Annotated in this window: 23 protein-coding genes and 2 pseudogenes; 11 read left to right on the top strand and 14 right to left on the bottom strand. The window is 70.9% G+C overall.

Annotation, left to right across the window (positions count from 1 at the left end):
• Positions 1–8: 8 nt before the first annotated feature.
• On the bottom strand, positions 9–944 hold the full coding sequence (locus tag OH809_RS33360; protein WP_406424831.1) for an NADP-dependent oxidoreductase: 936 nt from the start codon (positions 942–944) through the stop codon (positions 9–11).
• A gap of 328 nt (positions 945–1,272) precedes the next feature.
• On the opposite strand from OH809_RS33360, the gene OH809_RS33355 reads away from it, so the two are divergent.
• Together OH809_RS33355 and OH809_RS33350 are read left to right on the top strand one after the other, a co-directional pair.
• Positions 1,273–2,295, top strand: a complete 1,023-nt coding sequence (locus OH809_RS33355) for a phosphotransferase family protein (RefSeq protein WP_406417962.1) — start codon at positions 1,273–1,275, stop codon at positions 2,293–2,295.
• 7 nt (positions 2,296–2,302) lie between these two features.
• Entirely contained in the window at positions 2,303–3,565 is a 1,263-nt protein-coding gene (locus OH809_RS33350; protein WP_406417964.1) for an acyl-CoA dehydrogenase family protein, read from the top strand.
• Between the two features lie 182 nt (positions 3,566–3,747).
• On the opposite strand, the gene OH809_RS33345 is transcribed toward OH809_RS33350, so the two are convergent.
• Together OH809_RS33345 and OH809_RS33340 are read right to left on the bottom strand one after the other, a co-directional pair.
• A complete protein-coding gene (locus tag OH809_RS33345) occupies positions 3,748–4,341 on the bottom strand; it encodes a TetR/AcrR family transcriptional regulator (RefSeq protein WP_406417966.1) in 594 nt (197 codons plus the stop codon).
• 273 nt (positions 4,342–4,614) lie between these two features.
• Positions 4,615–5,379: an SDR family oxidoreductase gene (locus tag OH809_RS33340; protein ID WP_406417968.1), complete on the bottom strand. Its 765-nt coding sequence runs from the start codon at positions 5,377–5,379 to the stop codon at positions 4,615–4,617.
• A 187-nt stretch (positions 5,380–5,566) separates the two neighbouring features.
• Between OH809_RS33340 and OH809_RS33335 the strand changes: the two genes are divergently transcribed.
• Positions 5,567–6,844: an exo-beta-N-acetylmuramidase NamZ domain-containing protein gene (locus OH809_RS33335; protein WP_406417970.1), complete on the top strand. Its 1,278-nt coding sequence runs from the start codon at positions 5,567–5,569 to the stop codon at positions 6,842–6,844.
• 437 nt (positions 6,845–7,281) lie between these two features.
• Positions 7,282–7,893 (top strand): hypothetical protein, encoded by a 612-nt coding sequence (locus OH809_RS33330; protein WP_406417972.1) that lies wholly within the window; start codon positions 7,282–7,284, stop codon positions 7,891–7,893.
• 52 nt (positions 7,894–7,945) lie between these two features.
• Here the strand turns inward: OH809_RS33330 and soxR are convergent, their stop codons facing one another.
• Positions 7,946–8,419, bottom strand: coding sequence for a redox-sensitive transcriptional activator SoxR (gene soxR / locus OH809_RS33325; protein ID WP_406417974.1), 474 nt, complete (start codon positions 8,417–8,419; stop codon positions 7,946–7,948).
• A 137-nt stretch (positions 8,420–8,556) separates the two neighbouring features.
• Between soxR and OH809_RS33320 the strand changes: the two genes are divergently transcribed.
• Positions 8,557–9,018 (top strand): MaoC family dehydratase, encoded by a 462-nt coding sequence (locus OH809_RS33320; RefSeq protein ID WP_406417976.1) that lies wholly within the window; start codon positions 8,557–8,559, stop codon positions 9,016–9,018.
• Positions 9,019–9,162: 144 nt separating this feature from the next.
• On the opposite strand, the gene OH809_RS33315 is transcribed toward OH809_RS33320, so the two are convergent.
• Both OH809_RS33315 and OH809_RS33310 read right to left on the bottom strand, forming a co-directional pair.
• On the bottom strand, positions 9,163–9,804 hold the full coding sequence (locus OH809_RS33315; RefSeq protein WP_406417978.1) for a TetR/AcrR family transcriptional regulator: 642 nt from the start codon (positions 9,802–9,804) through the stop codon (positions 9,163–9,165).
• 285 nt (positions 9,805–10,089) lie between these two features.
• A complete protein-coding gene (locus OH809_RS33310) occupies positions 10,090–10,380 on the bottom strand; it encodes a YiaA/YiaB family inner membrane protein (RefSeq protein WP_345513546.1) in 291 nt (96 codons plus the stop codon).
• Between the two features lie 253 nt (positions 10,381–10,633).
• On the opposite strand from OH809_RS33310, the gene OH809_RS33305 reads away from it, so the two are divergent.
• From OH809_RS33305 to ppk2, 4 genes and pseudogenes are all read left to right on the top strand, one after another.
• Entirely contained in the window at positions 10,634–11,308 is a 675-nt protein-coding gene (locus OH809_RS33305) for a TetR/AcrR family transcriptional regulator (protein ID WP_406417980.1), read from the top strand.
• A 14-nt stretch (positions 11,309–11,322) separates the two neighbouring features.
• The gene (locus tag OH809_RS33300; protein WP_406417983.1) at positions 11,323–12,042 is read left to right on the top strand and encodes an ArsR/SmtB family transcription factor; all 720 of its coding nucleotides are present in this window, start codon (positions 11,323–11,325) and stop codon (positions 12,040–12,042) included.
• A gap of 33 nt (positions 12,043–12,075) precedes the next feature.
• Positions 12,076–13,101, top strand: coding sequence for a DMT family transporter (locus tag OH809_RS33295; protein ID WP_406417985.1), 1,026 nt, complete (start codon positions 12,076–12,078; stop codon positions 13,099–13,101).
• Positions 13,034–14,070 (top strand): annotated as a pseudogene (gene ppk2 / locus OH809_RS33290) (polyphosphate kinase 2). The gene OH809_RS33295 and the pseudogene ppk2 overlap by 68 nt, the downstream one beginning before the upstream one ends.
• 47 nt (positions 14,071–14,117) lie before the next feature.
• Here the strand turns inward: ppk2 and OH809_RS33285 are convergent.
• Together OH809_RS33285 and OH809_RS33280 are read right to left on the bottom strand one after the other, a co-directional pair.
• Complete coding sequence (locus OH809_RS33285) at positions 14,118–15,197, bottom strand: Zn-dependent alcohol dehydrogenase (RefSeq protein ID WP_406417987.1); 1,080 nt, start codon at positions 15,195–15,197, stop codon at positions 14,118–14,120.
• A gap of 41 nt (positions 15,198–15,238) precedes the next feature.
• Positions 15,239–16,633 carry an aldehyde dehydrogenase family protein gene (locus tag OH809_RS33280; RefSeq protein ID WP_406417989.1) on the bottom strand — a complete coding sequence of 465 codons (1,395 nt, stop codon included), beginning with the start codon at positions 16,631–16,633 and terminating at the stop codon, positions 15,239–15,241.
• A 230-nt stretch (positions 16,634–16,863) separates the two neighbouring features.
• Between OH809_RS33280 and OH809_RS33275 the strand changes: the two genes are divergently transcribed.
• Complete coding sequence (locus OH809_RS33275; RefSeq protein ID WP_406515995.1) at positions 16,864–17,187, top strand: hypothetical protein; 324 nt, start codon at positions 16,864–16,866, stop codon at positions 17,185–17,187.
• Positions 17,188–17,194: 7 nt separating this feature from the next.
• A complete protein-coding gene (locus OH809_RS33270; RefSeq protein ID WP_406417993.1) occupies positions 17,195–17,419 on the top strand; it encodes a hypothetical protein in 225 nt (74 codons plus the stop codon).
• 11 nt (positions 17,420–17,430) lie between these two features.
• On the opposite strand, the gene OH809_RS33265 is transcribed toward OH809_RS33270, so the two are convergent.
• The 6 genes and pseudogenes from OH809_RS33265 to OH809_RS33240 all read right to left on the bottom strand — a co-directional run.
• Positions 17,431–19,317, bottom strand: coding sequence for an ABC transporter ATP-binding protein (locus OH809_RS33265; protein ID WP_406417995.1), 1,887 nt, complete (start codon positions 19,315–19,317; stop codon positions 17,431–17,433).
• Positions 19,318–19,566: 249 nt separating this feature from the next.
• On the bottom strand, positions 19,567–21,000 hold the full coding sequence (locus OH809_RS33260; protein ID WP_406417997.1) for a CitMHS family transporter: 1,434 nt from the start codon (positions 20,998–21,000) through the stop codon (positions 19,567–19,569).
• A gap of 370 nt (positions 21,001–21,370) precedes the next feature.
• On the bottom strand, positions 21,371–21,991 hold the full coding sequence (locus OH809_RS33255) for a TetR family transcriptional regulator (protein WP_406417999.1): 621 nt from the start codon (positions 21,989–21,991) through the stop codon (positions 21,371–21,373).
• A 46-nt stretch (positions 21,992–22,037) separates the two neighbouring features.
• The gene (locus OH809_RS33250) at positions 22,038–23,321 is read right to left on the bottom strand and encodes a hypothetical protein (RefSeq protein ID WP_406418001.1); all 1,284 of its coding nucleotides are present in this window, start codon (positions 23,319–23,321) and stop codon (positions 22,038–22,040) included.
• Positions 23,318–24,238 (bottom strand): hypothetical protein, encoded by a 921-nt coding sequence (locus tag OH809_RS33245; protein WP_406418003.1) that lies wholly within the window; start codon positions 24,236–24,238, stop codon positions 23,318–23,320. Before OH809_RS33245 ends, OH809_RS33250 begins: the two co-directional genes overlap by 4 nt.
• A 392-nt stretch (positions 24,239–24,630) precedes the next feature.
• Positions 24,631–26,673, bottom strand: a pseudogene (locus tag OH809_RS33240) (right-handed parallel beta-helix repeat-containing protein); the annotation flags it as partial.
• Positions 26,674–26,685: the final 12 nt, after the last annotated feature.

The following is a 26,685-nucleotide window of genomic DNA, read 5'->3' as shown; positions in this document are numbered from 1 at the left end:
TGCGCCGGTCAGTTGTCCCAGGGGACGGTGACGACGATCTTTCCGCGGGTGCGCCCCTCCTCGTTGAGCCGCTGGGCGTCGGCGGCCTGCTCCAGCGGGAAGACCCGGTCGACATGGACCGAGACGATGCCCTGCTCGGCCAGTCCCGCGAGCTGGGTGAGATCCGCCTCGTCGGGCCGTACGAAGGCGTAGCGCCCGCCGTACGAGAAGACCTCACCGTCCGCGATGGACGCCAGCCGGCCCCCGGGTTTCATTACCTCCGCGGAGACGCGGAGGGCCTCGCCGCCCACGGTGTCGAAGGCGGCGTCGACCCCGCCGGGGGCCAGGGCCCGGATCCGGTCGGCGAGCCCTTCGCCGTACTCCACCGGTTCGCCGCCGAGCTGCCGGATGTGCTCGTGGTTGCGTTCGCTGGCGGTGCCGATGACGCGGGCGCCCGCATGCCGGGCGAGCTGGACGGCCAGTGAGCCCACGCCGCCGGCGGCCGCGTGGACCAGCACGGTGTCGCCGTCCTGGATCCGCAGCGTGCGGTGCAGCACCTGGTACGCGGTGAGGCCGGCCAGCGGCAGCCCCGCCGCGGCCTCGAAGCTCAGGCTCAGCGGTTTGCGGGCGAGGGTGCGCACGGGGGCGGCGACGTACTCGGCGAAGGTGCCACGGGACAGGAAGTCCTCCCGCACATAGCCGATGACCTCGTCGCCGACGGCGAACTCGTCGACGGCGATTCCGGGCTGCACGACGACTCCGGAGACGTCCCAGCCGGGGATCACCGGAAAGACGGCCTCCAGTCCGGACCGGAGGTGGCCCTCCCTTGCCTTCCAGTCGACCGGGTTGACGGCCGCGGCCCGCACCTTCACCAGAACGCTGTCCGGGCCGACCTTGGGGTCGGGTCGCTCGCCGTACTCCAGGACGTCGGCACCGCCGTACCTGCTGTAGCTGATCGCCTTCATCATCCGACCATCCGGGCTGCTCAGGCCGCCCGCAACTCGGACGGTGGCCGCTTCACGGGGCGGCAGGAGCGTCGGCGGGCCGCGGCCGGGTCGACGGGCCGCGGCCCAGTCGTCCTGTTCGCCGCCCACGGGGTGGGCGGCCCAGCGACAGAAGAGGTACGCGCTGTATTCGACGCTGTCGCGGACCTTGCCGCCGAGCAACGCGCGCCAGGGTCCTGACCCGCTCGGCACGGAAGTCCACGCATCGGATTCCGGGAGTTCACTGGACGACATACCGACTGGTCGGCATCATGAGCATCGACGTCTTTTCACCCCGGAGGTGCGCACGATGAGCTCAGTCCATCCGCCAGGTCTCGACCTGGACCGGCTCCGCGGACATCTCGACCGCGAGCGGCCGGGTCTGGTGAACGGACCGCTCGAAGCCCGGCTCGTCGAGGGCGGCCGCTCCAACCTGACGTACGTCGTCACGGACGGCACCGGCCACTGGGTCGTCCGCCGGCCTCCGCTCGGCCATGTCCTCGCCACCGCGCACGACATGAAGCGTGAGCATCGGGTCATCAGCGCGCTGCACCCGACGGCCGTGCCGGTGCCGGAGCCGCTGCTGTTCTGCGAGGACGACTCCGTCATCGGGTCGCCCTTCTACGTCATGGAGTACGTCGAGGGGACCCCGTACCGCACCGCCGAGCAGCTCGCCCCGCTCGGTGCCGGGCGCACCCGTGAAGTCGTCCTGGGCCTGGTCGACACGCTGGTGGAACTGCACGCCGTGGACCCGGAGTCGGTGGGGCTCGGCGACTTCGGGCGCCCCGAGGGGTTCCTCGACCGGCAGCTGCGCCGCTGGGGCAAGCAGCTGGACGCCTCCCGCAACCGCGAACTGCCCGGTATCGACGAGCTGCACGCTGCGCTCGGGCGCGATCTGCCCGTCTCCCCCGCGCCCACTGTCATCCACGGCGACTACCGCCTGGACAACGCGCTGATCGGCTCCGGCGACCGGATCAAGGCCGTCCTCGACTGGGAGATGTCGACGCTCGGCGACCCGCTGACCGACCTCGGTCTGCTGGTCATGTACAGCTCCGACCTGGGTCTGCCCAAGTCCCCGGTCTCGACCACCAGCGGAGCGGCCGGCCACCCCACGCCCGCCGAACTCATCGAGCGCTACGCGGCCCGCTCCGGCCGGGACACCTCCGCCATCTCCTGGTACACGGCGTTCGCGTGGTTCAAGCTCGCCGTGATCCTGGAGGGCATCCACTACCGCTACACCCTCGGCCAGACCGTCGGTGCCGGCTTCGACCGCATCGGCGATCTCGTCCCCGTCTTCATCGAGCACGGCCTCATGACCCTCCAGGAAGGCTGATCACCCCATGGACTTCGCATTCGACGCCCGTACGGAAGAGCTGCGCACCAAGCTGCTCACCTTCATGGACGAGCACGTGTACCCGGCCGAGACGATCGCGCACGAGCAGCGGGCACTGCTCGCCTCCCCGTGGGACACCCCGCAGATCGTCGAGGACCTCAAGGCCGAGGCGCGCAGGCAGGGCCTGTGGAACCTCTTCCTGCCCGACGCGGAGTACGGTGCCGGGCTGACCAACCTCCAGTACGCACCGCTCGCCGAAATCACCGGCCGTTCCCCGCAGTTGGCGCCGACCGCGCTCAACTGCGCGGCGCCGGACACGGGCAACATGGAGGTGCTCTTCCAGTTCGCCACGGACGAGCAGAAGAAGCAGTGGCTGGAGCCGCTGCTCGCCGGGGAGATCCGGTCGGCGTTCGCCATGACGGAGCCCGAGGTGGCCTCGTCGGACGCGACCAATATCGAGACCCGGATCACGCGGGACGAAGGGGGCACCTCCCGCTCGAGCGAAGCCGAGGGTGGGGGAGACTACGTCATCAACGGCCGCAAGTGGTACATCTCCGGGGCGATGAACCCGGACTGCCAGATCTTCATCGTGATGGGCAAGACAGCGACTGCCGATGGCCCTGACGGCGCCGACATCCGCCGCCAGCAGTCGATGATCCTCGTCCCGCGCGACACGCCCGGTCTCGAAGTGCGGCGCGCCATGCAGGTGTACGGGTACGAGGACCATTACCACGGCGGTCACGCGGAGGTCGTGTTCACCGATGTGCGGGTGCCCGCGACGAACCTGATCGGCGAAGAGGGCGGCGGCTTCGGCATCGCGCAGGCGCGCCTGGGTCCCGGCCGGATCCACCACTGCATGCGGCTGATCGGGATGGCCGAGCGGGCCATCGAGCTGATGTGCGAGCGGGCGGTGTCCCGTACGGCCTTCGGCAAGCCGCTCGCGCAGCAGGGCGTCGTGCAGAACTGGATCGCGGACGCGCGGGTCACGGTGGAGCAGCTGCGGCTGCTGGTGCTGAAGACGGCATGGCTGATGGACACGGTGGGCAACCGGGGGGCGCACACGGAGATCCAGGCCATCAAGATCGCCACCCCGCGTGCGGTGGTCGACATCCTCGACCGGGCGGTGCAGCTGCACGGCGCGGGCGGCGTGAGCCAGGACTTCCCGCTGGCGGAACTGTGGGCGGGGGCGCGGACGCTGCGGCTGGCGGACGGCCCGGACGAGGTGCATCAGCGGTCGCTGGCGAGGCGCGAGATCAAGCGGTACGTGTAGCGGGGCGGCACGGGCTGCAGCCGCGCCATGTCCTCCGAAGCCGGACGGGCTGAGAATCCGCCCGTCCGGCCGCATCGGCACCGCGAACGAGCGCCCGCGGGCGGTGACCGCGGAGCCTCGGACCGCACTCGGGAACCCGGAGCCGGCCGGACGGATGCCGCTCCCCCGCCTCTGGTCCGACGTCAGGGGCGCAGCGCGCGCAGCAGCAGATCCGCCAAGTGGTCCGCGACCTCCTGCCGGCTCAGCGGACCGTCCGGGCGGTACCACGTCGACAGGTGGTGCACCGATCCGAAGTGGTAGTCCACCACCAGATCCGCCGGCGTCGCCGTGGAGAACACCCCGCTCCGCTGCCCCTCCTCCACCAGCGCCCGGAACCGCTCGTGGTAGCGGCGCCGCTCCATCCGTACCTGCTTGTTCTTCTCCGGGCTCAGATGGTGCATCGAGCGGAAGAAGATCGCCGCGTCGTCGAGGTTCTCGATCGTCGTGACGACCACGTCCGCCGCCGCGTCCCGCAGCCGCTGCTCGACCGGCGCCTCCGCGTCCGCGAACGCGTCGAGGCGTTCCTGCTGGAGCCGCAGCACCCGGGAGTAGACCTCCTGGAGGAGATCCTCCTTGGAGCCGAAGTAGTGGTAGAGCGCGCCCTTCGTGACGCCCGCCGCCTCGACGATCTCCTGGACCGACGTCCGGTCGTAGCCCTGCTCGGCGAAGAGCCGGGTGGCGGCGGCCAGCAGCCGCTGAGGGACGGGGGCGTCGTTCCCGTCCGCCGTTCTGGCCATGGCCGCCACCTGCCTTTCCGTAGTGAAGTCGTACACGTTCCACTGCTGGGAACGCAGTTCCCGCCTGAGGATCTTCCCACTTGCCGTCTTGGGAAGTTCGGTCAGGATCTGGACCTCGCGCGGGTACTTGTACGCGGCGAGCCGCTCCTCGCAGTACGCACCCGGTTCGTCGGGGCGGCGGGGCTCACCGGGGCACGCCGGGCCTCGCTCAGCAGAGAGATCCAGGGCTTCGCGCGTAGACGGACCCGGTGGGTGCGTCGGTGTCGGACCCGGTCATGCGCCGGTCTCCTCCCACTTCTGCTGAAGGTGGTTCATCTTGCTGAGCCAGTGGTCGGTGTCCTTGGTTCGGGCCCGGTAGTACCCGGCGACCTCGGGATGCGGCAGGACGAGGAAGCGGTCCTCGGCCATGGCGTCGAAGAGGGCGTCGGCGACATCCTCCGGCTCGATGGCGCTGGGGGCGAGGACCAGCTCGCCGGCCGAACCGGCGGCGGTAAGCATGTCCGTACGTACGCCCTGCGGGCAGATCGCGTGGACCTTGATGCCCCGGTGGCGGTAGGTCAGCGAGAGCCATTCGGCGAAGGCGACGGCGCCGTGCTTGGTGACACTGTACGGCGCGGCGCCGATCATCGTCAGCAGTCCGGCGGCGGACGCGGTGGTGACGAACCGGCCGCTGCCGCGCTCCAGCCAGTCCGGGAGCAGCGCCCTGGCCGCGCGGACATGGGACATCACATTGACGTCCCAGGCCGCGGCCCAGACCTCCTCGTCGGCGAAGACGTCACCGGGCGAGGCGAGACCGGCGTTGGCGCAGTAGATGTCGACGGTGCCGTCCAGTGCGTCCCGGGCGGCGTCCACGATCTGCGAGGCGTCTCCGGCGACGGCGGCGCCGCCGATCTCCTCGGCGAGCGTCTTGATGCGGCTCTCGTCGAGGTCGTTGACGACAACCCTGGCGCCTTCCGCGGCGAACCTGCGGGCCAGAGCGCCGCCGATGCCGCCCCCGGCCCCCGTCACCACTACGCCCGCGCCCTGCACCGTACTCATCGGGTCCCGCCTCTCTCAGCCGACTTCTCCAGCAGACTAACCAGTCGGTATGTCCTCGGGGAAGGGTCTTGCCGGGAGCTTGTCGCCACTCCTGTCACACCGCTCTCGTCCGCCTCGTTCCATCCGGCCCTATGTGCGCGCTAGCGTGCGTGACCATGACAGTCGGAGCGATCATGGAGGTAGCCGAATGAGCCTGTCCAGACGTGGTTTGCTTGCCGCCGGTGGTGCAGTGGGAGCCCTCGCGGCGACGGCTGCCGGAACCGGGAGCGCGGCCGCGGGCCCCCTCCCCGGCACGGGGCAGGGCTCCGGGCGCAATCGGGTCCGTACCGGCTTCGACCGGCTGGCGGCGGACGGCTACGCGCTGCTGAAGGGGCAGAAGGCCGGAATCGTCACCAACCCGACCGGGATCACGTCCGACGTGCGCCACATCGTCGATGTGATGCACCCGGACAAGCGCGTGAACCTGGTCGCGGTCTTCGGGCCCGAGCACGGCTTCCGCGGCACGGCACAGGCGGGCGGCTCGGAGGGGCGGTACGACGACCCGGCGACCGGACTCCCCGTCTACGACACCTATCTCAAGAGCGGACAGCCGCTCGCCGATGTCTTCACCGCGTCCGGCGTGGACACCGTCGTCTTCGACATCCAGGACGCGGGCGCCCGCTTCTACACGTACATCTGGACGCTCTACGACTGCATGGAGGCGGCGGCGCTCGCCGGCAAGCGGTTCGTCGTCCTGGACCGGCCGAACCCGGTGACCGGGCGGGCCGCGCTGGGGCCTGTCCTCGACCCGGCGTTCTCGACCTTCGTGGGGCGCCGGGAGATCGCGCAGGCCCACGGCATGACGGTCACCGAGCTGGCACTGCTCTTCAACGCGGAGTTCCTGGCCGCGCGGCCGGTCGAGCTGGACATCGTGACGATGTCGGGATGGCGGCGCGCGGACTTCTTCGACGGAACCGGTCTGCCGTGGGTACCGCCGAGCCCCAACATGCCGACGCCCGACACGGCGCTGGTGTACTCGGGCACCTGCCTGTTCGAGGGTACGAACCTCTCCGAGGGGCGGGGGACGACCCGGCCGTTCGAACTCCTCGGCGCCGAGGGGATCGACCACCGGTGGGCAGCGGCCGCGAACGCCCTCGACCTGCCCGGAGTCGCTTTCCGCGAGGCGTACTTCGCCCCGACGTTCTCCAAGTTCCAGGGGAAGACGGTCGGCGGGGTGCAGCTGCATGTCCAGGACCGGGAGGCGTTCGATCCGGTGCGCACGGGGATCGCGCTGCTGGTGACGGCGAAGCGGACGTGGAGCGGGTTCGCCTGGCGCCCGGACAACTGGATCGACAAGCTCACCGGAAATACGCGGGTCCGCACGATGATCGATGCGGGAGCGGACACGGATGAGGTGGTCGGGGCGTGGGAGGCGGATCTCGCCGCGTTCCGGGCGGTGCGGAAGAAGTACCTGCAGTACCGGTGAGGTGAGCCGGGCGGGCCCGGGAGTTCGGGCCCGCCCGGCGAACCGGTTCCGTCCTCGAACGCCGGACGGGCTGGAATGTGTGCCCTACCGGTCTCCTTGCGCTGCTGGGGTTCCGCCGCCGCGGCGCCGGACTGCGGCGAGGCCGCGAGCAGGGTGGTGCCGAGTGCGAGAACCGCCGCAGCGGTGGCGGCTCTGAACCTGACGATGCGTGGGGGGATGCGTGCTCCTCCGAGACACCGACGCACCGGAGGTTACTGGCGATACGACCCGCCGACAAAGTGAACAACAGTCACTTTTCCGGAATCACCACATGACGCCGCGTCAACGTCGCGTCCGAGCACCATCCGACGTGCGGCGTCTCAGCCGATGGAGCCGAAACGGGCACTCGTACGTCCATACCTTGACGCCTAAGTACGAGCGACGGAGGTGGCAGTGCGATGGCCGGTTTCCGGAGTCTTGCGAGACAGGTCCGCGATCCGCGGGGCGACCTGGCGCTGCGGCGGTACTCGCTGCGCAAATGCCTGGAGAGGTTCGCCCCCTACGGCCACCGGGCGACCTGGGACCACTTGTGCACCCGGCACACGATGGAGCCGGAGGACCGGTCCCCCGACCCCGTGCGGCTGGTGCACGCACTGGAGGAACTGGAGGCGGCGCGGGCCGTCTGGCTCCGGTACGAGGCCGGGTTCGCCGAGCGCCGCAAGCGGGAGAAGCGCGAGGGGCTGCGCCGGCCGGGCGCGTTCGACGACTGGCAACGGCGCATCTGGGGCGGGAACGGGGTGGCGCGCTGCGAGGATCCGGCGGTCCACCCGTCCGCGCCGCTCCCCGAGGTGCTGGGCCGACTGGTCTCGGCCCTCGAGTCGCAGCCCGGCGCGGCGTGCCCGGTGTGCGCGGAGACCAAAATCGCCTGGCGTCAGGACCTCGACTGCGAGCCGTGGTCGGGCCCGGTCTGCACGGGCTGCGGAATCGTGGTCCCGCGGCCCGTACTGACACCGGGGGCACTGGCGAGAGCACGGCGGATCCGGCCGAGGGACCTGGCTTCGGCGGCATGAGGGGCTCGGGGGCGACGGAACGGCGACGCGCCCCCGGCCCTGCGGACGCTTCCTACGGACAGGCCGCCGAGCGGCGCTCCGGCATCAGGCGCGAACCGCTGATCGTGTCGCCGGAGATGTCGTTCGGGTTGGAGAGCACACACGTCTCCAGCGACAGGCAGCCGCAGCCGATGCAGTCGGTCAGATGGTCGCGCAGCCGTCCCAGCTGCTTGATCCGTTCGTCCAGTTCGGAGCGCCACGCCTCGGACAGCCGCGCCCAGTCGTCGCGGTTCGGGGTGCGCTCCTCAGGAAGTTCGGCCAGCGCGTCCCGGATCGTGGCCAGCGGTATGCCGACCCGCTGCGCCGCACGGACGAAGGCGACCCTGCGCAGTGCGTCCCTGCTGTAGCGCCGCTGGTTGCCGCTGGTGCGGCGGCTGCTGATCAGGCCCTTCGCCTCATAGAAGTGCAGGGCCGAAACGGCGGCGCCGCTGCGCGCGGAGAGCTGGCCGACCGTGAGTTCATGGAGTGTCTGTGGGATCTGGGGCACCCCTCCAACCCTACGTGCCCGCCTCCGCGCCGGTCCGTCGTTGACAGGAACGCACCCGCCCAACCATGCTGAGCAAGCGCTTAGACAGGCGATGGATGACGACGGACGGCCGAGAGCGGGAAGGCAGGACCAGGGACATGGCAGAGCCGAGGATCTTCACGTCCGCGCAGGAGCTGCGCGACGGGGTGGGCGAGCAGCTGGGTCACAGCGAGTGGCTGGAGATCGACCAGAAGAGGGTCGACCTGTTCGCCGAGGCGACCGGGGACCACCAGTGGATCCATGTCGACCCGGTGCGGGCCGCGGCCGGTCCGTTCGGCACGACGATCGCGCACGGCTATCTGACGCTCTCACTGCTCCCGGCGCTGGTCCCGCAGGTCATGCGGGTCGAGGGCATGAAGATGGGCATCAACTACGGGACCAACAAGGTCCGTTTCCCGTCCACCGTGCCGGTGGGCTCCCGGCTGCGCGCGACGGCCGTCCTCAAGGACGTCGAGGAGGCGGGCGGAGGCGTCCAGGTCACCGCCCTCGTCACGGTCGAGCGCGAGGGCGGCGACAAGCCGGTCTGTGTCGCCGAGTCGGTGTCGCGCTACTACTTCTGAGATGCCCTGGGGCGGCACCCCCAGCTGGCACACGAGGACAGCTGCGGCACCTCGCCGCGCTGCCGGAACACCCGAATGCGCCCCGCGCGAGGACGCCCCTCCGCCTCGCGATGCACCGCATCCGACGCGTCGGGAGCCCACTCCCTATCGTGGGGCAGGCCGTGAGCGCTGGGCCGCGACCATGCGCAGGACGAGGTCGGCGTAGAGATCGCCGACCTCGTCCGGCGTACGGCTCCCCTGCGCGCTGAACCAGCGCGCCACGTCGATGCAGAGCGAGAGCACGGCGAGCGTGGTCCCCGGGATGTCGGGGACATCGAACTCCCCCGCCTGCACACCCTCGCTGATGATCCGGCGGATCACCGCATCGCTCTTCCTGCGCAGGGCGACGATCTCGGTGCGGTGTTCCCCCGCCAGGGCGTCGAGTTCGTACTGGACCACGCGGGCGGTGGTGTGCTGCTCGGCATGCCAGCGGACGAAGGACCGTACGGCGTCCGCGAGCCGCTCGGACGCCGTGCCGTCACTGTCGGCGGCCGTCTCCAGGAGCAGCAGGGCGCGGTCGTGACCGATCCTGCTGATCCGGTGGAGCAGCTCTTCCTTCGTCTTGTAGTGGATGTAGAGCGCGGCGGGACTCATCCCGGCGCGGCCCGCGATGTCACGGGTGGTGGTCGCGTGGTACCCGCGCTCGGCGAAGGCGTCGACGGCCGCGACGAGGAGCCGCCTGGCCGCCTCGGGCGTCACCTCGCCCCACGGCGAGCTCTCGCCGCCGGTCTCCTCCGCCGCGCTCATCGTCACCGACCCCTTCCCTTCAGCAGGACGAACACCATACCCCGAACCTGAGCAAGCGCTTAGGGGTCCGGCGGACAAGGCCGACCGGCAATTGAGGGGGTGGAATGAAGGAGCGGGGCTGGGGTGCGTGCATCGCAAGGCGGAGGATTGAGCCATGGCGAATGGGGCCTCCCCTGCTCGAGCGAAGCCGAGAGCTCGGGGAACATGGTGATGGACGACAACGCCGCGAGGTGCGTGCCCCAGCCCTGTGACGCCGCCCGCCAATTGCCGGCCGGCCCAAGATCGTCAGAGCTTCTGGAAGGGGTCGTGCTCCGCGAGGATCTTCTCCAGCCGGGCCTGGTCGACCCGGCTGATGATCTGCCCCGCCTCCTGCCGGTCACGGATGACCTTGGCGAGGGTGAAGCAGGACGTGACGAGGTACAGGACGCCGACGGCGAGGAAGCCCCGCACCCAGGCGTTCGCGTCGAGGAAGTAGATGCCGAGGGTCACCGCGCCCATCGCCACCCCGAAAGATGCGACGGCCTGACCGTAGAAGGCCGCGGTGCTCTGCTGCTTGACCGATGTCGTCTCACTCATGGGGGACAGCATCGGCCGCTGCGGCGCCCGCCACATCCGCCCCCGTACTCAGTCCCGTACTCAGACCGACCGAGCGGGACGGCTCAGGGCCAGGGCGGACATGGCGATCGAGAAGCCCTGCCCTCGGGCCCCAGGAGCACGGTGGCGGGGACGCGGACGCCCTCCAGGGCCATCCTTCGGTACTCCCACTTTTAAACTCCCACTTTTAATTAGCACTGCTAGTTTTCCGTTCGCAGGCTCTACCATGTGCGGCATGGCCCGACCGCGCAAGCCCCTCCTCAGCAGAGACCGCATCGTCGAGGCGGCGAGCGCCCTGGTGGACTCCGAGGGACTCGAAGCCGTCTCCACCCGTCGGCTCGCGGCCGAACTCGGGGTCAGCGGGCCCTCGCTCTACAACCACTTCCGAAACAAGGACGAGATCCTGAACGCGGTCGCGGACTCCGTCTCCGCGCAGGTCGACCTGTCGATGTTCGACGAGGACGACCGCCGCGACTGGCGCGCAGCCCTGCACGACTGGGCGGTCTCCTATCGTGCGGCGCTCGCCGCGCACCCGCACATCGTCCCGGTGCTGGCCCAGGGCCCCGGCCGCCGTCCGGCCGGACTGCGGGTCGCCGACGCGGCCTTCGGCGGCATGGTCCGAGCGGGCTGGCCGCCCGCCCAGGCCACGTACATCGGCGCACTGATGCGGTACTTCGTCACGGGCTCGGCACTGGGCTCGTTCGCACGCGGCTTCGTGGACGACGAGACGGCGTACGACCCCGCCGACTACCCGCACCTCGGCCAGGCCCATCTGCTGGCCGACCGCCGCCAGAAGGTCGACGAGGGCGCGTTCGAGACCGGACTGCGGGCGATCCTCGACGGTCTCGCCCTGCAGTACGGGCAGCGGGCGCCCGCGGCCACGGTTCGGCCCGCGCCGAAGCGTTCCTGACGCATGCTGGGTCCATGGCACCCATGGCACCCCACGACCCGGCCGCGCCCCGCCTCGCCGCCTTCGCCGCGCTCCTCGCCGACGAGACGCGCGCCTCGTTCTGTCTGGCCCTGCTCGACGGGCGTGCCTGGACCGCGGGTGAACTGGCGCGGTACGCGTCGGTCGCGCCGTCGACCGCCAGCGAACACCTGGGGAAGCTCATCGCGGGCGGGCTCCTGACCGAGGAGCGGCAGGGCCGCCACCGCTATCTGCGGCTCGCCGACGAACGGACCGCCCACCTCGTCGAGGACCTCGCAGCCCAGGCCGCGCCCGGCGACGAGGAACGGCCGCGAACCCTGCGGGCGGCGAGCACCAGCAGCGCACTGGCCCGCGGACGCACCTGCTACGACCATCTCGCGGGCCGGATCGGCATCGCCATCGCGGACGCGATGACCGCACGGGGACTGCTGCGGCAGGACACCGGCTTCGCACTCACCGACGCGGGCCTGGGCTGGTTCGGGGAGCTGGGCATCGGGCTGGACACCGGGACCCGGCGTCCGCTCGTACGCGGCTGCCTGGACTGGACGGAGCGCCGGCAGCACCTGGCGGGGACCGCGGGCGCCGCGCTGTGCAGGCACGCCCTGGACACCGGGTGGTGCGTACGGATCGGCTCCGGGCGGGCCGTGAAGGCGACTGCGGACGGGGAGCGGGCGCTGCACGAGCTCCTCGGGATCGAGCCGGAAACAATTCGGTGAGGACCGAACCGTTCCCCGCTTACAGTCGCACCCATGACGACACCCATACCGGCCTCCTCGGCGACGGCCACCCTGCCCGCAAGCCGTGACTGGCGAGCGATTGCCGCGGCGTGCACGAGCGTGGTCCTGTGGGCCTCCGCCTTTGTCTCCATCCGCAGCGCGGGCGACGCGTACTCCCCCGGGGCGCTCGCCCTCGGCCGGCTGCTCGCGGGCTCGCTGATGCTCGGCTCGATCCTTCTCGTACGCCGCGAGGGGCTGCCGTCCAGGGGTGCCTGGCCGGGCATCCTCGCGTCCGGGCTGCTCTGGTTCGGGCTCTACATGGTGGTTCTCAACTGGGGCGAGCAGCAGGTCGACGCGGGCACGGCCGCCATGGTCGTGAACATCGGCCCGATCCTGATCGCGCTGCTCGGTGCCCGGCTGCTCGGCGAGGGGCTGCCGCGCATGCTGGTAATGGGCATGGCCGTGTCGTTCGCCGGTGCCGTCGTGGTCGGTCTCTCCATGTCGGGGCACGGTGGTTCGTCGGTGCTCGGGGTGGCGCTCTGCCTGGTCGCGGCGGTGGCGTACGCGGCTGGGGTGGTCACCCAGAAGCCCGCGCTGCGGCACGGCTCGGCCCTGCAGGTCACCACATACAGCTGCCTGATCGGTACGGTCGCCTGTCTGCCGTTCTCCGGTGTGCTGGTCTCCGAGGCGGCCGACGCACCGCTCTCCGCGACCCTGAACATGGTCTACCTGGGCATCTTCCCGACCGCCCTCGCCTTCACCACCTGGGCCTACGCCCTCGCGCGCACCACCGCCGGAAAGATGGGCGCCACCACCTATGCGGTGCCCGCACTGGTGGTGCTGATGTCATGGCTGCTGCTGGACGAGGTGCCCGCGCTGCTCACCGTCGGCGGCGGCCTGCTCTGTCTTGCCGGGGTGGCGGTCTCCCGCATGCGTCCGCAGACTGGACGGACGCAAAACAGTCCGGCACAGCCGGTGGAGGGACGCCGAGATGACGCGGAGCGCCAGGAAACCGGCCGGCCCCGGGAAGAAGCGGACGAAGCAGTCGGGCACAGCTGACGAGAAGCAGGCCGCCCTCGCCCGGGCGGCCCGCCACGGCGGCGCCGAGCTCGACGGCTTCGACGTGATCGACAGCGGGGACGACGACCCGGTCCTGGTGCCCCCGGAGGGCCGGGCCCGCGACGCCTGGCGCGAGGACTCCCGTACGGCAGAAAGCTCGGCCGCAAGGCGTACGAGAAGACCAAGCGCGCCCTGCAGATCGAACTGCTCAAGCTGCAGCACTGGGTCAAGGAGCGCGACGAAAGGCTCGTCATCCTCTTCGAGGGACGGGACGCGGCGGGCAAGGGCGGCACGATCAAGCGCTTCACCGAGCATCTCAACCCCCGTGGTGCGCGTGTCGTCGCCCTGGAGAAGCCCACTGAGCGGGAGCGCACCCAGTGGTACTTCCAGCGGTACACGGCGCATCTGCCGAGCGCCGGGGAGATCGTGCTCTTCGACCGGTCCTGGTACAACCGGGCGGGTGTGGAGCGGGTCATGGGGTTCTGCACGACCCGCGAGTACCTCGAATTCATGCACCAGGCACCGGGCTTCGAGCGGATGCTCGCCCGGGACGGCATCCACCTGGTGAAGTTCTGGTTCTCCGTCTCCCGCAATGAGCAGCGCAACCGCTTCATGATCCGCCAGATCGATCCGGTGCGGCAGTGGAAGCTGAGCCCGGTCGACCTCGCCTCGCTCGACAAGTGGGACGCGTACACGGAGGCCAAGGAACTGATGCTGTTCCACACGGACACGGCGGACGCGCCCTGGACCGTGGTGAAGAGCAACGACAAGAAGCGGGCCCGGCTGGAGGCGATCCGGCATGTGCTGGACCGCTTCGACTACCAGGACAAGAACGCGGACCTGGTCGGTGAGCCGGACCCGCTGATCGTGGGCCCGGCCTCCCGGCTCTTCGAGGAAGGCGAGATGAAAGCCCGCCTCCTCACGACGAGCCGGTCGAAGGCCGAGCCCACGCCGGAGGAGCCGGCCTGAGGGCTGTCCCACGACAGGAAGTGGGCTCCCCATCGTGGGGAAGGCCATCAGAACACCACGAGCGCGCGACCGCCCTTGCCCGCGATCATGGTGTCGAAGGCCGCCGGGATGCCGTCCAGCGCGATCCGTTCGGTGACCATCGTGGAGAGGTCGAACCTGCCCGCCCGGATGTGCTCGGCGAGGACCGGCAGGTCGCGGGCCGGGTCGCTGTTCCCGTACACGCAGCCCGTCAGGGAACGCCCCCAATGGAAGATCTCCAGGGCGTTGAAGGTCACCTGCTGGTCCTTGCCGCCGATACCGACGACCGTGGTGCGGCCGCCGCGGCGGGTGGAGTCCCAGGCGCCGCGGATGGTGGCGGGCCGGCCGACGCACTCGACGGCGACGTCCGCGCCCTGTCCGTCGGTGAGCTTACGGATCTCGCGCGGAGTGGTGTCGGAGGCGATGACGTAGTCGGTGGCGCCCGCCGCGCGGGCGAGCTTTTCCTTCTCCGGGGAGACATCCACGGCGATGATCTTCGAGGCTCCGGCGATCCGGGCAGACTGGAGCACGGCGAGACCGACGCCGCCGATGCCGAACACGACGACCGTCTCGCCGGCCCGGACCCGGGCGGAGTGGTGGACGGCGCCGTATCCGGTGAGGACCGCGCAGCCGAGCAGGGCGGCGTCGGTCAGCGGGATGCCCTCCGGGGCGGGAAGCACACAGTTCGCGGCGACGACCGTCTCCTGGGCGAACGCCGCGACGTTCAGGCCGGGGTGGAGTTCGGTGCCGTCGGCGGTACGGGCGTGGATGTTGCCCGCACCCGTCAGGGCGTTGGCGCAGAGCCAGACCTCGCCGATTCCGCAGTGGTGGCAGCTGCCGCAGGACGGCGCCCAGTTGAGCACGACGCCGTCGCCGGGCGCGACATGCGTGACGCCCTCGCCGACGGAGAGAACGGTGCCCGCTCCCTCATGGCCGAGGACGGCGGGGACGGGCACCCGCATGGTGCCGTTGGACAGGGACAGATCGGAGTGGCAGACCCCGGCCGCGGCGAGACGGATCCTCACCTGCCCGGGGCCGGGCTCCGGGAGTTCGATGTCGGTGACCTCCAGGGGGGCTCCGACGGCGGACAGTACGGCGGCGCGGACCACAGACCGGCTCCTTGCTGATCGGGGGTGCATCGGCGGGTTGTTCAGAACTGGAGGGACTTGGTCTGGAGGTACTCGCCGAGGCCGTGCGAACCGAGCTCACGGCCGACGCCGGACTGCTTGTAGCCGCCGAACGGCGCGAGCGGGTTGAACCGGCCGCCGTTGATGTCGACCTGCCCGGTGTCCATCCGGCGGGCGAAGGCGACGGCCTCCGCGTCGTCGGCGGCCCAGACGGCGCCCGCGAGCCCGTACACGGTGCCGTTGGCGATCCGGAGGGCGTCGTCCTCGTCCTCGTACTTCAGGATCGAGATGACCGGGCCGAAGATCTCCTCCTGGGCGATGGTCATCTCCGGGGTGACATCGGCGAACACGGTGGGGCTGACGTAGTACCCCGTCGCGAGCGGCGCCTCCGGGCCGCCGGCGACGACGCGGGCGCCCTCCTCGATGCCCTTCTCGATGTAACCGCGCACCCGGGCCTGCTGCTTCGCGTTGACGACGGGACCGACCCGCTCCCCCGGCACGTACTTGGCGACGGCCGCGGCGGCGAGGGCGACGGCCTCCTCGTACCGCTCGCCGTCGACGAGCATCCGGGTCCAGGCGCTGCACGTCTGGCCGGAGTTGGACATCACGTTGGCGACACCGACGTTGACGGCCTTGGCGAGATCGGCGGAGGGCAGGATGACATTGGCGGACTTTCCGCCGAGCTCCAGCGCGACCCGCTTGACCGCGCCGCCGGCGGTGGCGCCGATCTGCTTGCCCACGGCGGTGGAACCGGTGAAGGAGACCAGGTCGACGTCCTCGTGCGCGGCGAGGGCCTGTCCGGCGACCGGGCCGAGACCGGTGACCAGGTTGAAGACACCGGCGGGCAGGCCGGCCTCTTCGGTGGCCTCGGCGAAGAGCTGCGCGGTCAGCGGGGTGTCCTCGGCGGGCTTGAGGACGATCGTGCAGCCTGCGGCGAGTGCGGGAGCCACCTTGGCGACGATCTGGTGCAGCGGGTAGTTCCACGGAGTGATCGCCCCGACGACGCCGACGGGCTCCAGCAGCACGGTGGAATTGCCGTGCTTCTCCTCGAAGGCGTACGAGGCGGCCAGTTCGGCGTAGGACCCGGCGACCAGGATCGGCACGCCCGCGTGCACCATCTGCGACAGCTGGAGGGGCGCGCCCAGTTCCGCGGTGACCGTGGCCGCGATCTCGTCCTGACGGGCCACCAGGACGTCGCGCAGGGCGGCGATCCGTGCGGCACGCTCGGCCGGCGGGGTGGCGGCCCAGCCGGGGAACGCGGCGCGGGCGGCCCGTACCGCAGCGTCGACGTCCTCGGCCGTGCCGGCCGGGACATGGGCGATGACCTGCTCGTCCGCCGGGTTCACGACCGCGATCGTGTCCGCGCCCGCTGCGGGGCGCCACTCCCCGCCGATGTACATACCGTCGTGGGCCTTCATGGCATTACCTCCGGGCAGGGGTACGGTCGATGTCGTCCGCACCCCAAACTAGCGGCGTTAGTTTTTTGGCGCCAGAGACGCCCGTCACGTGCGGCCCGGCAATTCACCCGGGGTTGGGGGGCGTCCGGCGGATCACGGCCGGGGCCGCAGCCTGTCCGGCCCTGATCCGCCAGACCCCCTCGTCACACGGTTCAGTAAAGCTCGTCACGGCGCTGGCCGAGCGCTCCGATGTGAAGAGCAGCCGCAAAGAGCGCACGTACCACCTCGACAGGATCGAGCAGAACCCGGTGACGGACGCCGCGGCCGACGCGGACCCCGCCGCCGCCGAATGGGGTGTCAAGGACATCAAGGCGGACCAGGTCTGGTCCGAGTACGACGACCGGGGCGAGGGCATCGTCATCGCCCACGTCGACTCGGGTGTGCAGTACGACCACCCGGCGCTGGTCGGCAAGCGAGGGCCGCCCACAGGAGGCCCTCGCTCTGCTGACCGGCGGGAGCGGCCCCGGCTCGGCCGCGCTGCTGTCCTGGGCGGAGCTGCTGTCGGGACAGCCTGAGCAGGCGGTGCGGCTGGCGGCGGCGGAGACCGTACGCGCCGAGGAGGTCGGCGAACGGCTGTCGTTGACCGAGGCGCGTACGGTGCATGCGGCGGCGCTCGCGGCGCTTGGCCGCGAGCGGGAGGCGCGCGAGGAGTTCGACCGGGCAGCGGTACTGGCGGCCGAACTCCCCTATCCGGCGGGGGCGTTCGCGGTGGAGCAGGCCCGTGGGATGGACTGGATGACCGGCTGACTCAGCGGTGGTCAGCCCAGACCGGCGGGCTCGGCGCCGGGGCGCTCGAACTGGGTGCGGTACAGCTCCTCGTACCGGCCGCCGGCCGCCAGCAGCTCCTGGTGGGTGCCGCGTTCCACGATCCGGCCGTCCTCCACGACGAGGATGAGGTCCGCCGCCCGTACGGTGGAGAGCCGGTGGGCGATCACCACCGCGGTGCGTCCTTCGAGCGCCTCCACGAGGGCTTCCTGGACGGCCGCTTCGGAGGTGTTGTCCAGGTGCGCGGTGGCCTCGTCGAGGATGACGACGCGCTGGCGGGCCAGCAGCAGCCGGGCGATGGTCAGCCGTTGGCGTTCGCCGCCGGAGAGCCGGTAGCCGCGTTCGCCGACTACGGTGTCGAGTCCGTCGGGCAGCGAGGCGACCAGTCCGTCCAGCCGTGAGCGGCGCAGGGCGTCCCAGAGGTCCTCCTCGGTGGCTTCGGGGCGGGCGAGGAGAAGGTTTGCGCGGACCGACTCGTGGAAGAGGTGGCCGTCCTGGGTGACCATGCCGAGTGTGTCACGGAGGGTGTCGGCCGACAGGTCGCGTACGTCGATGCCGCCGATGCGTACGGCGCCCTCGTCCGTGTCGTACAGCCGGGGCAGCAGCTGCGCGATGGTCGACTTGCCCGCGCCGGACGATCCGACGAGGGCCACCGTCTGGCCCGGTTCGGCGCGGAACGAGACCCCGCGCAGCACCTCGGCGCCGCCGCGGGTGTCCAGGGTGGCGACGTCTTCCAGCGAGGCGAGGGAGACCTTGTCGGCGGACGGGTAGCCGAAGCGCACGGCGTCGAACTCCACGGAGACCGGACCGTCCGGGACCGTCCGCGCATCGGGCTTCTCCTCGATCAGGGGCTTGAGGTCGAGGACCTCGAAGACCCGCTCGAAGCTGACGAGCGCGCTCATCACCTCGACGCGTGCCCCGGCGAGTGCGGTGAGCGGCGCGTACAGCCGGGTCAGCAGCAGGGCCAGGGCGACGACGGCGCCCGCGTCCAGCTGCCCGCGCAGCGCGTAGAACCCGCCGAGCCCGTAGACCAGGGCAAGTGCCAGCGCCGATACGAGGGTGAGAGCCGTGATGAACGCGGACTGGGCCATGGCCGTGCGGACACCGATGTCGCGCACTCTGCCCGCCCTGGCGGCGAATTCGGTGGACTCGTCGGCGGGCCGCCCGAAGAGCTTGATGAGTGTGGCGCCGGGTGCGGAGAAGCGCTCGGTCATCCGGGTGCCCATCGCCGCGTTGTGGGCGGCGGCTTCGCGCTGGAGCCTCGCCATCCGCGTACCCATCCGGCGTGCGGGCAGCACGAACACGGGCAGCAGCACCAGCGCGAGTGCGGTGATCTGCCAGGAGATGCTGAGCATGACGCCGAGGGTGAGCAGCAGCGTGACGACATTGCTGACGACGCCGGACAGGGTGTTGCTGAAGGCGCGCTGGGCGCCGATGACGTCGTTGTTGAGGCGGCTGACGAGCGCGCCGGTGCGGGTGCGGGTGAAGAACGCGATCGGCATGCGCTGGACGTGGTCGAAGACGGCGGTGCGCAGGTCGAGGATCAGTCCCTCGCCGAGGGTGGCCGAGAGCCAGCGGCTGACCAGCCCGAGTCCCGCCTCCGCGACGGCGATCACGGCGATGAGCACGGCCAGCCGCGTGACGGTCCCCTCCTCCTTGCCGGTCACGATCGCGTTCACGACGCGGCCGGCGAGGACGGGGGTGGCGACCGCGAGCAGTGCCGTGGCGACACTCAGCAGCAGGAACAGGGCGACCCGCCGCCGGTGCGGTCGGGCGAACGCGGCGATGCGCCGCAAGGTGGCTCGGTCGAAGGGGCGTCGGTCCTGCTGCGCGTTCATGACGTTGTGGAGCTGCGTCCACGCGGTGGCTTCCATGCTCATGGAAGGAACGTACGACCTCGACCCGGCTTGAGGTCAACGTCCGCTCCAAGGCCTTTCCCGAAAGCAAGGCCCTGGAGCGGTACGGCTCAGACGTCGAGCCCCGGGATCTCCTTCGGCAGGGGGCAGATCCGGCGGCCGTGGTGGTCGAAGACCGCGTTCGTCCGCACCGAGCGAAAGAGCCCGGCAGGAGACGGCGGGCCGCGCCATCGACACCGCCCTCTTGCCGGGCCCTTCCGTGTGGTCCATGGGTCAGATGATCCCGAAGAGGAGTCCGGCGCAGAGCACCACCAGTGAGGTGAGCGCGGCCCACTTGACGGTGAACCTGGTGTGGTCACCGAACTCGACCTTCGCCATGCCGACGAGGACGTAGACGGCAGGGACCAGCGGGGACGACATGTGGAGCGGCTGGCCGATCAGGGAGGCGCGGGCGATCTCCAGCGGGGAGACACCGTGGGCGGCGCCGGCTTCGGCGAGCACGGGGAGAACGCCGAAGTAGAAGCCGTCGTTGGACATGAAGTACGTGAGCGGGATGCTCAGGATGCCGGTGACGATCGCCATGTGCGGGCCCATGCCGTCCGGGATCGCGCCGACGAGCCAGTCCGCCATGTGCTCGACCATGCCGGTGCCGGAGAGCACACCGGTGAAGACGGCGGCGGCGAAGACCATGCCGGAGACATTGAGGACGTTGTCGGCGTGGGCCGCGATACGGGCCCGCTGGTCGGGCATGTGGGGGAAGTTGACGGTGAGGGCGAGGGCCGCGCCGAGCAGGAAGAGCACCGGGATCGGCATCAGTTCCATGATCATCGCGGCGAGGAGGGCGACGGTGAGGCCGGCGTTGAACCAGTAGAGCTTGGGCCGCAGGGTGGCACGGTTCGGGTCGAGGCCCTTGAAGCCCTCGTCGTCGTCCGCGTCGCCGTCGTGCGCCGCTGCCGCCGTGTGTTCCGCGTCCGTGCCCGTACCGGCTCCGCCGGAGTTCTTGCGGGTACGGTCGCTGCCGCCGCCTGCACCGACGCCTGCACCGACGAGAACCGTCTCGGGCTCCCGGACGATGGCCTCGTCGAGGGTGAGGGTGCCCAGCCGCTTGCGCTCGCGCCGGCCGAGGACGACGGCCAGGAGGATGACTGCGAGAAGTCCGACGCCGAGGGCCGGAATCATCGGGACGAAGATGTCGCCCGCGTCCAGCTTCAGGGCGGTGGCGGCGCGGGCGGTGGGACCGCCCCAGGGCAGGGTGTTCATGACGCCGTTGGCCGTGGCGGCGACACCGGTCATCACGACCAGGCTCATCTTGAGACGCTTGTAGAGCGGATACATCGCCGAGACGGTGATCATGAAGGTGGTGGAGCCGTCGCCGTCCAGCGAGACGATCGCGGCGAGCACCGCCGTACCGACGACGATCCGCATCGGGTCGGCCTTGCAGAAGCGCAGGATGCCGCGGACGATCGGGTCGAAGAGGCCGACGTCGATCATCACACCGAAGTAGACGATGGCGAACATCAGCATCGCGGCGGTCGGCGCGAGGTTGCCCACGCCGTCTATCACATAGTCACCGAGCTTGGCGCCCTGCCCGACGGCGACACAGAAAAGTGCGGGGATCAGGACCAGCGCCGCGATCGGCGACATCTTCTTCATCATGATCAGGACCAGGAAGGTCGCAATCATGGCAAAGCCGAGGATTGTCAGCATATGGGATACCTATCGTTCACCCTTGAACTCCCACCGGAGTCGGCGGTGCGGATGACGTTAGGGCGCGACTCGCAGCCTTAACAAGACGTTGACATGCGAGCAATACGAGCAAAACCCCAGGTCAGTGGCCGGGTGACGTGCTGGGCGCCACCGCGATGGGGATGCCGTTGAGCACGGCGGTGCCGGACAGCCGGTCGAGCAGCGCGCCGTCGAGGAGCTGGTTGACGTTGGCGCCGGGGCGGCGGCCGCGACGGACATCCGGGTGCCGGGGCGGTCGTGCCCCCAGCCGTGCGGGAGGCCGGGGAGATGCGGTCCGGTTCCCTGCGGCGCGGACCCGGGTCGTCCCGCGCGGTGAGGTGCGGTGCCGGGTTCAGTCCAGGATCTGGGCCAGATACGCCTGGATCAGGACGCGGGTCTCCACGACGATGGCCGGATCGCCCGACGGGTCGGTGCGGAAGGCGAGTTGGAGGAGCGCGTCGGCGGCTTCGACGCAGACCAGGATCGTCCGGAGCAGATCCTCGTCGGCGGTGCGCCCCAAATGACCGGAGAGCAGCCGGGCGAGGCGCTCCGCGACGCGGCGATTGGCGTCGGAGGCCGGGTCGTCCACGGGGGCCGGGGCGCCGAAGTCGACGAGGGCGAAACCGGGGACGGAGCGCTTCATCGCCAGGTATTCGTCGAGCACGGCGTCGATGGCGCTGCGCCAGTCGGCGGCCGGGATGGCGGTCAGGCGACCGGTGATGCGCTCCGCGTAACTGTCCAGGTTGCGCCGGGCCAGGGCGTCGGCGAGGGCGCGCTTGTTGGAGAAGAACCGGTAGACGGAGCCGATCGGGACTTCCGCACGGGCGGCGACGGCCCGAGTGGACAGCTGCTCGTAACCGGTCTCGTCGAGGAGTTCGGCGCAGGCGTCGAGTATCCGGGCGAGGCGCTCGGCGCTGCGCTGCTGCACGGGGGCGCGGCGGAGGTTCGTATTCGCATGGGGCACGGGCTCCATGATGCCGTGACTCTCCTCTGCGGGACGGGCGGGTGCGCACCGGCGGTCAGGCGAGGAGCAGGGTCAGCCCGCCGACGGTGTACGCGATCATCAGGGCCAGCAGGGGAAGCTGCCCCGCGACGGCGCGGGCGGGCGGGAAGAGGCGCACGGACCGGTCGTGGGCGGCGGCGACGCCGAGGATGTGCCCGACGACGATCGCGGCGACCTGGAGCGTGGCGATGCCGCCGGGGCCCAGGGGCGGTTCGGGTGGAACCGGATTGTCAGTACCGAGTGCCATCATGACCGTGCGTGGCCCTTCGGTCACGAAGAGTGTGAAGTAGTGGGCGACGAGATAGCCGAGGGCGATCGGGACGAGCGAGTGCGCGAAGACGGTGAGGGGGTGGCGGAGTTGACCGGAGATCAGCCGGGTGGCACCGGCGCAGAGGGCATAGAGGGTGGCGACGAGGGCGACGGCGGCGAGCAGCCCGAGCGTGGCCGTGGTGGTGCGGCCCAGGGGTGAGGTCTGGACGGCGGTGATCCAGGAGGGGGCGTCGGAGAAGCCGTCGTAGGCGGTGGAGCCGAGCATGACGCAGACGGTGGCGACGAGACCGGAGGTCTGCGGGGTGGCGTCGAGTGTGTTGAAGGGGGAGCGCAGGACGAGACGGCGGTCGGCGGGCCGGCGGCCGAGGGGGGAGAGCCGGGCGAGCAGGCCGGAGTAGACCTCGAAGGCGTCGGCGTGGTCGAACCAGCGGGCGCCGTGGCGGGCGGCGCCCGCGAGGTGGACAGCGCCGTACAGCACGAGGAAGAGAAGGAGGGCGGTGGACGACGCGGGGTCGGGGGCGACGAGTTCGAGCCAGGTGAAGGCGAGGAGTCCGGCCGCGGCGGGCCACAGACCGAGGCGTACGGGAAGGGGGCGGCCCGCGGCCGGGTCGCGGGCCAGTGCGCGGCAGACGAGGAGGTGGAGCGTGCGCAGGGGGTTGAGGAGTCGCCAGACGGGACCGATGAGGAGCGAGGCGGGGACGAGCCCGACCCAGAGAAGCACGTAGACGGCGCCCGCGGCCGGGTTGCGCTCCGGACCGTCCGGGCCGAGGAGGAGATGGAGGAGGACGAACAGGGCGGCGGCCAGGCCGAGGGCGCGCGCGGCGATACGGGTGGGGCGGGCGTCGGCGAGGCGCTGGAGAGGGACCGGAAGCGGGCGGCCCGCCCGGTCGCCCCGGAACCGGGAGGCGGGCCAGAGCAGGCCGAGCGCAAGGAAGGAGACGAAGAGCGCGGCGAAGGCACCGGCGAACGCGTAGAAGGGGGACAGCGGCAGGTCGTGCCGGGAGCCGATGCCGTGGGCGAGGACGCTCACCGCACGACGAGCTGGGTCAGGAGCAGATCGGACTCGTGGGTCTCGACCTCGAAGAGCCCGGTGCGGTCGGCGGTGAGAGTGAGAGTGGTGGTCCGTCCGGCGGGCAGGCGCGCCTCCTTGTCGTAGCCGTGGACATGGAGGGTGTCGGCACGGTCGGTGCGGACGCGCAGCTCGATGCGCTGCCCCTTCCTGAGCTCGGTGCGGCCGGGGGTGGGGCTGACCCTGCCGTGAGAGATGACGATCTCCAGAGTCCGGTCGGGGCGGGGCTCGGCGGGGGTGCCGGCGGAAGGAGTGGTGGTGAGAGGCGTGGTGGCCTGGATCGGTGTGGAGCGCACAGCCCAGGCGGTGTGATCGTCGGCGTACAGCCGGGCCGTGAGGGTGCGGCCGCCGCCCGCGTCGCGGACGAGGGAGTCGGGGAGGTGGTACCAGGGGCCGTAGAGCCGGGCCAGGGGGTGGCCGTCGAGGAAGAGCCGGGCGTGGCCGCGCCCGAGGAGCGCCGCGCCGCCGACACTGTCCGGGCTGAAACGGAAGTTCCGTACGGAGAGATGGACGTTCCACCCGTCCTCGGAGTCCGGCCGTATGGCGACGGTCACCGCGGGGGCGCCCTGGGCCTCGACCTGGCGGAGCCGGTGCCCGGATCCGTCGTCCGCGGTGAGGAGCCGGCCGACGCTGCCGCCGGCCTGTTCATGACTGGTGCCGGGCCTGTGGTGGGTGGTGGGCCGCCCACCGCAGGCACTCGCACCGCCCACGAGGGCGCCTGCGGTGAGAAGGGCGACGGCGAGCCGGAGGAACGCCGTGCGCGACGTGAGCGACGTGCGCGACGTGAGCGACGTGAGCGACGTGAGCGACGTGCGCGACGTGAGCGACGTGCGCGACGTGAGCCTGTTGAGTCGCAGCGGGCGGGGAGATCGCGTCATGATCAGTCCCCGTCCGGTCCGGAGCCCCGGTGGGACCCGGAATCCGTGTCCGGCTCGGAATCCGCCGATCCGGACCCTGAATCCGCACCGTGTCCGGAACCCGCGCCGTGGCCCGGATTCCTTCCCGCGCCCGCGCCCGCACCGGCACCAACCCCCGCCCGGTCGTCGCCCTGCGTGTCCGCCGCATCAGCGTTCGCGTCCGCCTCATCAGCGTTCGCGTCCGCCTCATCGGCGTTCGCGTCCGCGTCCGGCCCCGCGTCCGCGTCCGGCCCCGCGTCCGCGTCCGGCCCCGCGTCCGCGTCCGGCCCCGCGTCCGCGTCCGGCCCCGCGTCCGCGTCCGGCCCCGCGTCCGCGTCCGGCCCCGCGTCCGCGTCCGGCCCCGCGTCCGCGTCCGGCCCCGCGTCCGCGTCCGGCCCCGGGTCCGCCTTCTCCCGTACCGCCCGTTCCCCGTGCCGCGCCGAGGCCGCCACCGCCCACACCACCCAGATGACGCCGAGGAGACCGCGTATCCAGGCCGGGCCGATCGGGATCCACGGGATCATCAGGACGGCCTTGTCGAAGGCGTCGAGCAGGGTCAGGGCGCCCAGCACCATCGTGGTCCAGCCCAGTCCGGGCCGCTCGCCGCGCAGGACGAGTCCGATGCCGGTCCACCACGCCCCGGTCAGCAGGAGCGCCACCGCAGGCAGATAGGAGGACGCGAGGCCCGTCGTGGCACCGGCCACATCCAGCCCGAGGCCGATCGCGCCGAGCAGGGTGGCCGCTGTGGCGAGCCGGCTGTGCCGCAGGCGGCGCCACCAGAGCACCCCGCCGACCAGCGCGAGCACCAGAGCGACACCCAGCGCGATCTGCACCTCGATGCGCTCGATGCCGCGTGCGCCGTACCAGTCGCAGCCGGCCGGCAGCCGCCGCGCCTGCACGTTGTAGTCGGCACAGACCAGCAGTTGGGCAAGTTTGACCGGTTCGCCCACCAGCCGGTCGGTGCGGACGGAGACCGCGCCGCCCGCCGCGCCGCACGCGGGCAGCGAGCGCGGTGTGGACGGTCCGGCGTCCGACTGCCAGCAGTTGCTGTCACCCTGGCCGTCCCACCACACATCGGTGCGGTTGGGCCGGGAGCGGCCCGCCTTGTCCGTGCCGAGGTGATTGCCCGCGTACCGGTTGTGGTGCGAGGTGTCGGCCTGCTTCGCGAGGGCGTTCTCGCCGCGGATGAAGGCGGGGACGGCGCTCAGGAAGAAGGCGGCGCGTCGCTGTCCGTAGATCCAGTTGTTCTCGTAGATGTTCCAGTTGCCGCCCGCGGTGATGATGCCGGTGCCCGGCGGCATGGAGATCTGCGGGCAGACGACGCCGTCCTCGTAGCCGCGTTCGACGGGCGGTTTGGCGCAGGTTCCGTCGGCGACGTACGGGTAGTAGTCGGCGTTGTTGTCGTGGATCAGGTTGCGTTCGAAGCGTGCGTGGTTCTGCGGGAGTCCGGGGTGGCCGGGGAAGGCGCTGTCCATCGAGGCGCCGCCCATGTTGTGGTCGAACTCGTTGTCGTGGACGTGGACCGAGTCGCCCGCGGTGCCGGAGTAGCCGACCATGTTGTGGTGGCTGCGACAGCCGGTGATCTCGATCGAGTAGCGCGGCACGTCGTAGCCGTATCCGTCGTTGATGTCCGACGCGCTGCCGGGGTAGATGCCGGAGTCGCCGTTGCCGTACGACTCGCAGTTCTTGTACAGCCCGTGGTCACTGGCGAAGGTGAGGAAGCCGTACTCGTCGTTCCACCGGGTGAGGACGTCGTCGATGACGAAGCCGTCCTGGGCCAGCACGTACAGCGAGTTGAACGTCGTGCGCTGGGCGGTGAAGTTCTTGAAGTAGATGCCGTCGGAGCCGTCCGAGCGGATCGCGTTGAGTTTCTGGTACTTGGCGTCGATGACGACGTCGGTGCGCTCCGCCCCCGTCCCCTCGATCTGGAGCTGCTTCTTGCCGAGGATCGCCACCAGGTTCTGGTTGTGGGGACACTGCTTCTGCTGCGCGTACGACAGGATCTGGTAACCGAGCTGCGAGTTGGGCGCCTTGAGCCTCGCGCACTCCCCCGTCGGCCTGGGCAGCGAGGGCTCCTCCTCGTACAGGCCGGGCAGGATCGCGATGTTCATGCCAGGTCTGCCGACCTTGTCGACGGCCTGTTGCAGATGGCGGTAGCCGGACTTCAGGCACCGGTCGAAGAGTTCGAGGTTGCGTGCCCGGAGCTTCGCCGGGAAGCCGGATATCCGGCGTTCGAAGTCGGCGCGGTCGCTCTTGCAGACCAGCAGATCGGGTTCGCCGGCGCGGTGGACCGGGACGCTGCCGGAACCGTCAGGCAGGGTGACCGGCCGTTCCTCGTGCGCCCGGGCGGCCGGGGCCGCGAGGAGTGCGGCGGCCAGTGCCACCAGGACCACCAGAAGTCTTCGTGTCCACGACATGTGCCGGAGAGT

Source organism: Streptomyces sp. NBC_00873 (assembly GCF_045207415.1).
GTDB lineage: Bacteria > Actinomycetota > Actinomycetes > Streptomycetales > Streptomycetaceae > Streptomyces.
The sequence above is the reverse complement of the archived record's forward strand: the minus strand, read 5'-3'. Positions and strand labels throughout refer to the sequence as shown.